Source organism: Pseudomonas sp. RL (genome assembly GCF_000647775.1).
In the GTDB taxonomy this organism is placed as follows: domain Bacteria; phylum Pseudomonadota; class Gammaproteobacteria; order Pseudomonadales; family Pseudomonadaceae; genus Serpens; species Serpens flexibilis.
Genome location: NZ_JBOY01000103.1, coordinates 1 through 9,594 on the forward strand (window position 1 = coordinate 1; position 9,594 = coordinate 9,594).

A 9,594-nucleotide genomic window follows, 5' to 3' on the forward strand; every position below is an offset into this window, starting at 1 on the left:
AGGGGTTCGGCCGCCTGCGCGGGCGCTGACCCGCTGGCCGGGCAGCACCGGCGGGGCGTCGAGGCTCCAGTGCGTGTTCGGCTGGCTGACGGTGAAGTTCTGGCCGTTGTCCAGGCGCAGCTCGAAACGGGTGGCGGCGCCCAGATACTGAATGTCCTGCAACTGGCCACTGATCTGCAGCTCCTCGGCGGACGCCGGCTCGCTGCCGGCCAGGCGGGCGTGCTCGGGTCGGATGGAAAAGGGCTGCGTCGAGCCGCATAGCTGCCGCGCCAGCTCGCCGCGTATCACGTTGCTGGTGCCGACGAACTCGGCGACGAAGGGCGTGGCCGGTTGCAGGTACAGATTGCGCGGCGTGTCCAGCTGCTCGAGGCGCCCCTGGTTGAACACCGCCACCCGGTCGGACATGGACAGGGCCTCGCCCTGGTCGTGGGTGACGAACACGAAGGTGATGCCGAGCTGGCGCTGCAGCTTCTTCAGTTCGCCCTGCATCTGCTCGCGCAGCTTGAGGTCCAGGGCGCCGAGGGGCTCGTCGAGCAGCAGCACGCGCGGACGGTTGACCAGCGCCCGGGCCAGCGCCACGCGCTGGCGCTGGCCGCCGGACAGCTGGGACGGCCTGCGTTCCGCGAAACCGTCGAGCGCCACCAGACTCAGCGCCTCCCGGGCCCGCGCCAGGCGCTCGGCCTTGGCCACGCCCTTCACCTTCAGGCCATAGGCCACGTTGTCCAGCACCTTCATGTGCGGGAACAACGCGTAGTCCTGGAACACCGTGTTGACGTCGCGGCGGTAGGGCGGCAGGCCGGCAGCCTCGACGCCCTGGATGCGGATCGAGCCCGAGCTGGGCTGCTCGAAGCCGGCGATCAGGCGCAGGCAGGTGGTCTTGCCCGAGCCCGAGGGGCCCAGCAGGGAAAAGAACTCGCCGTCGCGGATATCCAGGGTCAGCTGGTCGACGGCGCGAACCTGCCCATACAGGCGGGACACCTCGGTGAATTGCACGGCAACGCTCATGGTGTGCTCCCCAATGTGGCGGGCCTGCGCCGTCACCTGCCGCCCATGATCGAGATGTAGTCCTGGGTCCAGCGGCTGTAGGGCACGTATTTCCCGCCCTCCGCCTGTGGCGTCTTCCAGAAGGCGATCTTCTCGAAGTTGTCGAAGCCGTTGGTCTTGCAGCCCTCGGCGCCCAGCAGTGCGTTGCCCGTGCAGGCCGCCGGCACCGCCGGCACCGAGCCGAACCAGGCGGCCAGGTCGCCCTGGACCTTGGGTTGCAGCGACCAGTCCATCCACTTGTAGGCGCACACCGGGTGCCGGGCGTTGGCATGCAGCATGGTGGTGTCGGCCCAGCCGGTGGCGCCTTCCTTCGGCACCACCGAGGCGATCGGCTGGCCCTCGGCCTTGAGGGCGTTGACCTGGTACGGCCAGGCGCTGGACGCCACCACGCCCTCGTTCTTGAAGTCGTTCATCTGCACCGTCACGTCGTGCCAGTAGCGATGGATCAGGCTGTGCTGCTGGCGCAGCAGGGCCAGCGCGGCGGCGTACTGCTTCTGGTCAAGCAGGTAGGGATCGGCGATACCCAGCTCCGGCTTGGCCGACTTCAGGTACAGCGCGGCATCGGCGATGTAGATGGGGCCGTCGTAGGCCTGGACGCGGCCCTTGTTGGGTTTGCCATCGGGCAGGTTCTGCGCTTCGAACACCGTGGCCCAACTGGTCGGGGCAATCGGGAAGATCTTGGTGTTGTACATCAGCACGTTGGGTCCCCACTGGTAGGGGGTGCCGTAGTGCACGCCGTCGACGGTGTGCCAGGGCGCATTCTTCAGGCGGTCATCGACGCTGTTCCAGCTCGGGATCAGGGTGATGTTGACCGGCTGCACGTGCTTGCCGGCCACCAGGCGCAGCGAGGCGTCACCCGAGGCGGTGACCAGGTCGTAACCGCCCTTGGACATCAGGCTGACCATCTCGTCGGAGGTACCGGCGGTCTTCACGTTGACCTGGCAACCGGTGCTCTTTTCGAACGCGGTCACCCAGTCGTATTGCGGGTCGGTATCGCCGCGCTCGATGTAGCCGGGCCAGGCGATGATATCCAGCCGCCCCTCGGGCTGGCCCAGGGTCTTGAGGGGTTCGGCCGCCTGCGCGGCGGTTGCCGCCAGGGCGGCGCCGAGCAGGCTGATCACTGCGGTGTGCGACGCGGACATGGTGTTCCCTCTTGTGGGCTCGGTTGGCGGGGTCGTCGAAATGTCGGGCGAGTCGCGTCAGTCTAGTAGCTGGCGACCCGCTTGATCCGGCGCCGGTGGCCACCGTGGTGCGGACGAATCCCGTCGCCCGGCGTGCTGTCAGCCGCAGTTCGCTGGGGTATACTCGCTGGCTTTTCCGAAGCTTCATCTGTGAGTGCCGCCTGCCATGGAAATCAATCCGATCCTGAACAGCATCAAGGACCTGTCCGAACGGACCCAGACCATTCGGGGGTATCTTTGACTACGATCAGAAAGCTGATCGCCTGGTCGAAGTAAACCGCGAACTCGAAGACCCGAACGTCTGGAACAATCCTGAATATGCCCAGAATCTGGGCCGCGAGCGCTCCACGCTGGCGCAGATCGTCGAGACCCTGGACGAACTGAGCAGTGGCCTGGCCGACTCCCGCGAGCTGCTGGACATGGCCGTCGAGGAAAACGACGAAGGCGCGGTGAACGATGTGGTCTCCGAGCTGGCGCGCCTGCGCGAATCCCTGGAAAAGCTGGAATTCCGCCGCATGTTCAGCGGCGAGATGGACGCCAGCAACGCCTTCCTCGATATCGTGGCAGGCTCCGGCGGCACCGAGGCCCAGGACTGGGCCAACATGCTGCTGCGCATGTACCTGCGCTGGGCTGCCAAGCATGGCTTCGATGCGGAAATCGTCGAACTCACCGAGGGCGAAGTCGCCGGCATCAAGAGTGCCACCGTGCACATCCGTGGCGAGTACGCCTTCGGCTGGTTGCGCACCGAGATCGGCGTGCACCGCCTGGTGCGCAAGAGCCCGTTCGACTCCGGCAACCGCCGCCACACCTCGTTCACCGCGGTGTTCGCCTCGCCGGAAATCGACGACAACATCGAGATCGAGATCAACCCGGCGGACCTGCGCATCGACACCTACCGCTCCTCGGGCGCCGGTGGCCAGCACGTGAACACCACCGACTCTGCGGTGCGTATCACCCACCTGCCGACCAACACCGTGGTGAGCTGCCAGAACGAACGCTCACAGCACGCCAACAAGGACCGCGCCTTCAAGATGTTGCGCGCCAAGCTGTACGAGCTGGAAATGCAGAAGCGCCGCGAGGCCTCCCAGGCCCTGGAAGACACCAAGTCGGACATCGGCTGGGGTCACCAGATCCGCTCCTACGTGCTCGACCAGTCGCGCATCAAGGACCTGCGCACCGGCATCGAGGAGAGCAACTGCGACGCGGTGCTCGACGGCGATCTGGACGAGTTCATCGAGGCCAGCCTGAAACAGGGCCTGTAAGCACATCCCGGGGCATGCGCGTTGCATGCCCCGATTCGAATGCCTGCCTTCGTGCAGACGAAACAACCCGGTGCGCCCCGCGCACCCAGCGATGACGCGGCACCGGCCGCGCCCTGACGGGAAACACAGACACCATGAGCGAACAACCGCTGAACCCGCACGCCCTGCACGAGGAAGAAAACCGCCTGATCGCCCAGCGCAAGGAAAAACTTGCCGCCGAGCGCGCCAAGGGCAATGTCTTCCCCAACGACTTCCGCCGCGACTGCCTGGCTGGCGACATCCTGCAGAACTACGCGGACAAGACCCGGGAAGAGTTGGAAGCGGAGCGCATCCCGGTCAAGGTGGCGGGGCGCATCATGCTCAACCGTGGCGCCTTCATGGTCATCCAGGACACCAGCGCGCGCATCCAGGTGTATGTGGATCGCAAGACCCTGCCGGAAGAGACCCTGGCCGAGATCAAGACCTGGGACCTGGGCGACATCATCGGCGCCGAGGGCACCGTGCAGCGCTCCAACAAGGGCGACCTGTTCGTGCACATGGAGAAGGTACGCCTGCTGACCAAGTCGCTGCGCCCGCTGCCGGACAAGCACCACGGCCTGACCGACACCGAGCAGCGCTATCGTCAGCGCTACGTCGACCTGATCGTCAACGAGGAAACCCGCCAGACCTTCCGCGTGCGTTCCCAGGTCATCGCCCACATCCGCAAGTTCCTCGCCGAGCGCGGCTTCCTCGAAGTGGAAACCCCGATGCTGCAGGTGATCCCGGGCGGCGCGGCGGCCAAGCCGTTCGAGACCCACCACAACGCGCTGGACCTGCCGATGTACCTGCGCATCGCGCCGGAGCTGTACCTCAAGCGCCTGGTGGTCGGGGGCTTCGAGAAGGTCTTCGAAATCAACCGCAACTTCCGCAACGAGGGCGTGTCCACGCGGCACAACCCCGAGTTCACCATGCTCGAGTTCTACCACGCGTACGCGGACTACGAGGACAACATGGACCTCACCGAGGAGCTGTTCCGCGAGCTGGCCCTCGCTGTGCTCGGCAGCACCGACGTGCCCTACGGCGACAAGGTGTTCCATTTCGGCGAGCCGTTCGCACGCCTGTCGGTGTTCGACTCGATCCTCAAGTTCAACCCGGAAATCTCTGCGGACGACCTGCAGGACGTCGAGAAGTGCCGCGCCATCGCCAAGAAGGCGGGCGCCGACGTGAAGGGCTTCGAGGGCCTGGGCAAGCTGCAGACGATGATTTTCGAGGAGCTGGTGGAGCACAAGCTGGAGCAGCCCACCTTCATCACCCGCTACCCGTTCGAAGTCTCGCCGCTGGCGCGTCGCTCCGACGACGATCCCAGCGTCACCGACCGCTTCGAGCTGTTCATCGGCGGCCGCGAGATCGCCAACGCCTACTCGGAGCTCAACGACGCCGAAGACCAGGCCGACCGCTTCATGCAGCAGGTCAAGGACAAGGACGCCGGCGACGACGAGGCCATGCACTTCGATGCCGACTTCGTGCGCGCCCTGGAATACGGCATGCCTCCGACCGCCGGTGAGGGCATCGGCATCGACCGCCTGGTGATGCTGCTGACCAACTCGCCGTCGATCCGCGATGTGATCCTGTTCCCGCACATGCGCCCGCAGAACTGATCGCTCCTACGAGAAACCGCCTTCGGGCGGTTTTTTGTGGGCGTTTGACGGCTGCGCCCGGTGGGCGGAAGATCGCTGCCGCAAGACCACCGACTACGCTTGGTTCACGTCGTTTCGACAAGGAGAGAAGAGCATGCGCATCTCGCGCGCGCTGGTGATGGCGTCGCTGCTGCTGTTGGGCGGCTGCCTGGTGACCTTCCGTGAACCGCTGCCGGCCAGCGAGGCGGCGCCCATTCCGCTGCTTGGCGTCTGGCAGGGCGAGGATGAATGGGGTGATGAGCTGTTCCTGCGCATCAGCCGGGTGGGTAACCACCAGTACCGGGCGGTGCGCACCGAGGGTGATCCGGACAACCTCGACAGCGCCGAAGAATATGGCTTCACCGTTGCCCGCCACGGTCGGCGCTGGTACCTGTCGGCCGGCCTGCCGCGCAAACTGGGCGGAAATTTCGCCATCCTCGGCTTCGAACTGACCCGCGGCGGTGAGCTAGTGCTGTTCAACCTGGACGTGGCGCGCCTGTTGCGGGAAGTCGAGGCCGGGCGGCTGGCCGGCGAAGCGGTGGAAACTGCCGAGGGCGAGGGCGTGCTGATCCGCTCGGCGCTGGCCGAGGTCTTCGGTTACCTGGACGATCCGGCCAACGCCGACGTTTTCGTTGAAGTGGCGCGCCTGCAACGCGTCGAGCAGTGAGGAAGTATGCCGCTGGACCCTTATCAGCAGACGGTGCGTGACCTCTCCGATCGCCTGGTCGAGGCGCAGGCGCCGATCCGTATCCTGGATGCGGTGAAGTGGGACGATTCGGTCCGCCGGGCGTTCCTCGCCTCGGGAGGCCAGCGGCTACCCGAGGTGGACCGCAGCTACTACCACACCCGGCCGCTGGCCTTCGATGCCGAGGCCAAGAAGCGCGAGTTCCAGGAAATCGAGCGGGACATCACCCGTCAGCTCGGCCAGTTCAGCCCGGTCGGGCAGATCATGCGGCGCATGTGCCGCGAGTACCGCATGGTCATTCGCATGTTGGAGGCGCGCGGCACCAGCGATTTCGGGCTGATCTCCCAGGAGCTGTACGGCGCGGCCTCGGACGCCTTCCACGCCGGTGATCCGACGCTGGCCGACCTGGGGCTGATGCTCTCCGACTACCTGAACAACATCGCCAGCCGGGGCGACCTGGCCGATGAGCCCAAGACCCTCAACGCCGCCCAGGCAGTGGAAATCCTCCAGTGGCGCCTGGACCGGGTGTTCGGCGAAGGCGAGGGGGAGGGCGTGGTGCGGGTCTTCGAGTCCGACGGCATCGTCGCTGACGCGGCGGCCGGCGCCGACTACATCAAGATCCGCAGCGACGCGATGTTCAACGAGCGCGACCTGCAGGCTCTGGAAGTGCATGAGGGCCTGGTGCACGTGGGCACCACGCTGAACGGTCTCAATCAGCCGATCTGCACCTTCCTGGCCAAGGGCCCGCCAACCTCCACAGTGACCCAGGAGGGCCTGGCGATTCTCATGGAGGTGATCGCCTTCGCCTCGTACCCGTCGCGCCTGCGCAAGCTGACCAACCGCACCCGGGCCATTCACATGGCCGAGGAGGGCGCCGATTTCATCGACGTCTACCGCTTCTTCCTGGCCCAGGGTTACGGCGAGGACGACAGCTACGGCAACGCCAGCCGCGTGTTCCGCGGCTCGGCGCCGGACGGCCTGCCGTTCACCAAGGACCTGTCCTACCTGAAGGGTTTCATCCTCATCTACAACTACATCCAGCTGGCGGTGCGCCAGGGCAAGCTGGAGCAGATCCCGCTGCTGTTCTGCGGCAAGGCCACTCTGGAAGACATGCGCACCCTGCGCCAGCTGGTGGAGGAGGGGTTGGTGGCGCCGCCCAAGTACCTGCCGGCGCAGTTCCGGGATCTGAACGCGTTGTCGGCCTGGATGTGCTTCTCCAACTTCCTCAACCACCTGAGCCTGGACCGGGTCGAGGCGGATTACGCGAATATCCTCTAGGGTGGGCGCGCCCGAAAAGCCCGCGGACAAGTCCGCTCCCACAGAAACACTGCGGAGCTGTGGGCGGATGTGTCCGCGGGCTTCCAGGTGTGGCCTCCACGCGAGCCGCGCCATCAGGCTTCCCGCTCCGCCCCCGGGCCTATAAGCTTGCCTCCCTTTTCGCTGAATCCGGATACGAGCATGGCCGAGCGCAATCTCATCCCCTACATCCTCACCGCCGTGGGTTCCGTGGTGGGTACCGTCGCGGTACTCAGCTACTACGGCTACGTGCATTTCGCCAAGCCGCAGGACGCGCTGCTGCTGGCGGAGTTCACCATGCTCAAGACCGTGCCCGGGGAGGATTACCGGCTGTCCCTGAAGCCGGCGGACCAGGTTGCCCAGTGCATTGATGGCGTGCTGGTGCTGTTCGACACCAGGCAGAAAGGCCTCACTGGCGTGCTGGTCGATGACCGCAAGCAGGCGGTGCGCTGCATGGGTCAGGAAACCCCGCAGGTCATCACCGAGTAAGCGGGATCAGTGGGGCTTCTGCCCCTCGCTGAGGCGCTGCAGGTACTGCCGGGACAGCGCCAGGAAGCGTGGGGTGGGACCGATGTCCTCGTAGAGCGGATCGCCCTGTTCGTCCACCGCCACCACCTTGCTGCCCTTGACGTAGGGCAGACTGGCTTCCAGTTCCTCCAGGGCGGCTGACACCAGCTCGCCCAGCAGCACCTCCACGTTGCGCTTGGGGTACATCTCGGCCAGCGCGTTGAGGCGCGCGGCCGACTCCAGGTCCAGGTGCAGGCAATAGGTTTCCTGGGTCAACTGGCCCCTGGCGTTCTGTTCCCAGTGCCCGATCAGTTCGCGAATCTTCATGGCGTGTCCTCCACGCATCCGTTGTCTATTGCAAGGCTAGTTCAGCCCGTGGTCGGCGCGGCGGCTTGTAATTGTCTGTCGCACTGTTCAGGCTGGATGCATCGCGCCTGGAGGAGCAGCCATGACGGAGATCGACGCACGCCTGCGAGAAGAGGTTCACCTGCTGGGTGAACTGCTTGGCGAGACCATTCGTGCCCAGCTGGGCGACGCCTTCCTGGACAAGATCGAACGCATTCGCACCGGTGCCAAGGGCGGGCGGCGGGGTTCCCAGGCCGCCGCCGATCAGTTGGGCGAGACCCTGGACGGCCTGCGCGAGGATGAGTTGCTGCCGGTGGCGCGGGCCTTCAACCAGTTCCTCAACCTGGCCAATATGGCCGAACAGCACCACCAGGTGCGCCGCCAGGCACCGGGCGAGCCGGAGCCGTTCGAAAACCGTGTGCTGGACGAGCTGCTGCCGCGCCTGCTGGCCGGCGGCGCCGATCCCGCGGAGCTGGCGAGCCGGCTGGCAGGTCTGGATATCGAGCTGGTGCTCACCGCGCATCCCACCGAAGTGGCGCGCCGCAGCCTGATTCAGAAATACGATGCCATCGCCGCCGAGCTGGCTGCGAGCGATCACGACGACCTCACCGAGCGCGAGCGGGCCGCCAGCCGGCTGCGCCTGCGCCGCCTGATCGCCGAGGCCTGGCACACCGAGGAAATCCGCCGCCAGCGGCCCACGCCGCTGGACGAGGCCAAGTGGGGCTTCGCGGTTATCGAGCATTCCCTGTGGCGCGCGGTGCCTGACATGCTGCGCGATCTCGACGACGCGCTCCTGACCCACTGCGGCCAGCGCCTGCCGTTGGAGGCGGTGCCGGTGCGCTTCGCTTCCTGGATGGGTGGCGACCGCGACGGCAATCCGAACGTCACCGCCGAGGTCAGCCGCCAGGTGCTGCTGCTGGCGCGCTGGATGGCGGCCGACCTGCACCTGCGCGACATCGACCGGCTGCAGGTCGAATTGTCCATGCAGGATGCCAGCGCCGAGTTGCGAGACGCCGTGGGTGATCACGCAGAGCCCTACCGGGTGCTGCTCAAGCCGTTGCGCGAGCGCCTGCGTATTACCCGTGACTGGGCCGAGGCCTGCCTGCGCCGACCGGTGCCGGAGCCCGAAGGCGTTTTGCGCGACCAGCACGAGCTGTATGCGCCGCTGGCGCTCTGTTACCGCTCGCTGTGCGCGTGCGGCATGGCGGTGATCGCCGATGGCCGCCTGCTCGACTGCCTGCGCCGGGCGGCGGTGTTCGGTCTGCACCTGGTGCGCCTGGACATCCGCCAGGAAGCCGGCCGTCACGCGGCCGCGCTGGACGAGATCACCCGCTTCCTCGGCCTGGGCCATTACTCGGAGTGGGACGAGGCGCAGCGTCTCGACTTCCTGGTGCGCGAGCTGGACAACCCGCGTCCGCTGCTGCCGGTCGACCAGCCGCTGGCAACGGAGAACGCCGAGGTGCTCGCTACCTGCCGGCTGATCGCCGCGACGCCGGCAGCGGCCCTCGGCTCCTACGTCATCTCCATGGCCGGCGCCGCCTCGGATGTGCTGGCGGTGCAGCTGCTGCTCAAGGAGGCCGGCCTGCGTCGGCCGATGCGCGTGGTGCCGCTGTTCGAAA

Annotated in this window: 9 protein-coding genes; 6 read left to right on the plus strand and 3 right to left on the minus strand. The window is 66.5% G+C overall.

The annotated features are described in order from the left end of the window. Together AS93_RS0114960 and ydcS are read right to left on the minus strand one after the other, a co-directional pair. A partial coding sequence (locus AS93_RS0114960) for an ABC transporter ATP-binding protein (protein ID WP_027591362.1) occupies positions 1-1,005 on the minus strand: 1,005 nt, incomplete at its 3' end. 32 nt (positions 1,006-1,037) lie between these two features. Then, entirely contained in the window at positions 1,038-2,186 is a 1,149-nt protein-coding gene (gene ydcS, locus AS93_RS0114965; protein WP_027591363.1) for a putative ABC transporter substrate-binding protein YdcS, read from the minus strand. Between the two features lie 205 nt (positions 2,187-2,391). On the opposite strand from ydcS, the gene prfB reads away from it, so the two are divergent. From prfB to AS93_RS0114990, 5 genes are all read left to right on the plus strand, one after another. Next, positions 2,392-3,487, plus strand: a protein-coding gene (gene prfB / locus AS93_RS20665) for a peptide chain release factor 2 (protein WP_139326717.1) whose coding sequence is annotated in 2 segments (ribosomal slippage) — positions 2,392-2,463 and positions 2,465-3,487 — 1,095 coding nt in all. Because the reading frame shifts where the segments join, the coding sequence is not laid out codon by codon here. A gap of 134 nt (positions 3,488-3,621) precedes the next feature. Further along, entirely contained in the window at positions 3,622-5,124 is a 1,503-nt protein-coding gene (gene lysS / locus AS93_RS0114975; RefSeq protein ID WP_027591365.1) for a lysine--tRNA ligase, read from the plus strand. 133 nt (positions 5,125-5,257) lie between these two features. Next, complete coding sequence (locus AS93_RS0114980; protein WP_027591366.1) at positions 5,258-5,809, plus strand: hypothetical protein; 552 nt, start codon at positions 5,258-5,260, stop codon at positions 5,807-5,809. A 6-nt stretch (positions 5,810-5,815) separates the two neighbouring features. After that, entirely contained in the window at positions 5,816-7,105 is a 1,290-nt protein-coding gene (locus AS93_RS0114985; protein WP_027591367.1) for a flavohemoglobin expression-modulating QEGLA motif protein, read from the plus strand. A gap of 180 nt (positions 7,106-7,285) precedes the next feature. Continuing rightward, positions 7,286-7,612, plus strand: a complete 327-nt coding sequence (locus AS93_RS0114990) for a hypothetical protein (protein WP_027591368.1) — start codon at positions 7,286-7,288, stop codon at positions 7,610-7,612. 6 nt (positions 7,613-7,618) lie between these two features. On the opposite strand, the gene AS93_RS0114995 is transcribed toward AS93_RS0114990, so the two are convergent. Further along, on the minus strand, positions 7,619-7,957 hold the full coding sequence (locus AS93_RS0114995; protein WP_027591369.1) for a hypothetical protein: 339 nt from the start codon (positions 7,955-7,957) through the stop codon (positions 7,619-7,621). A gap of 121 nt (positions 7,958-8,078) precedes the next feature. On the opposite strand from AS93_RS0114995, the gene AS93_RS0115000 reads away from it, so the two are divergent. Continuing rightward, on the plus strand, positions 8,079-9,594 hold a 1,516-nt coding region (locus AS93_RS0115000; RefSeq protein ID WP_027591370.1), incomplete at its 3' end, for a phosphoenolpyruvate carboxylase.

What these genes read in the sequence shown, in the direction of transcription:
- lysS (WP_027591365.1), top strand. Translation starts at nt 3,622, where the DNA reads ATGAGCGAACAACCGCTGAACCCGCACGCCCTGCACGAGGAAGAAAAC.
- AS93_RS0114980 (WP_027591366.1), top strand. Translation starts at nt 5,258, where the DNA reads ATGCGCATCTCGCGCGCGCTGGTGATGGCGTCGCTGCTGCTGTTGGGC.
- AS93_RS0114995 (WP_027591369.1), bottom strand. Translation starts at nt 7,957, where the DNA reads ATGAAGATTCGCGAACTGATCGGGCACTGGGAACAGAACGCCAGGGGC.
- ydcS (WP_027591363.1), bottom strand. Translation starts at nt 2,186, where the DNA reads ATGTCCGCGTCGCACACCGCAGTGATCAGCCTGCTCGGCGCCGCCCTG.
- AS93_RS0114985 (WP_027591367.1), top strand. Translation starts at nt 5,816, where the DNA reads ATGCCGCTGGACCCTTATCAGCAGACGGTGCGTGACCTCTCCGATCGC.
- AS93_RS0114990 (WP_027591368.1), top strand. Translation starts at nt 7,286, where the DNA reads ATGGCCGAGCGCAATCTCATCCCCTACATCCTCACCGCCGTGGGTTCC.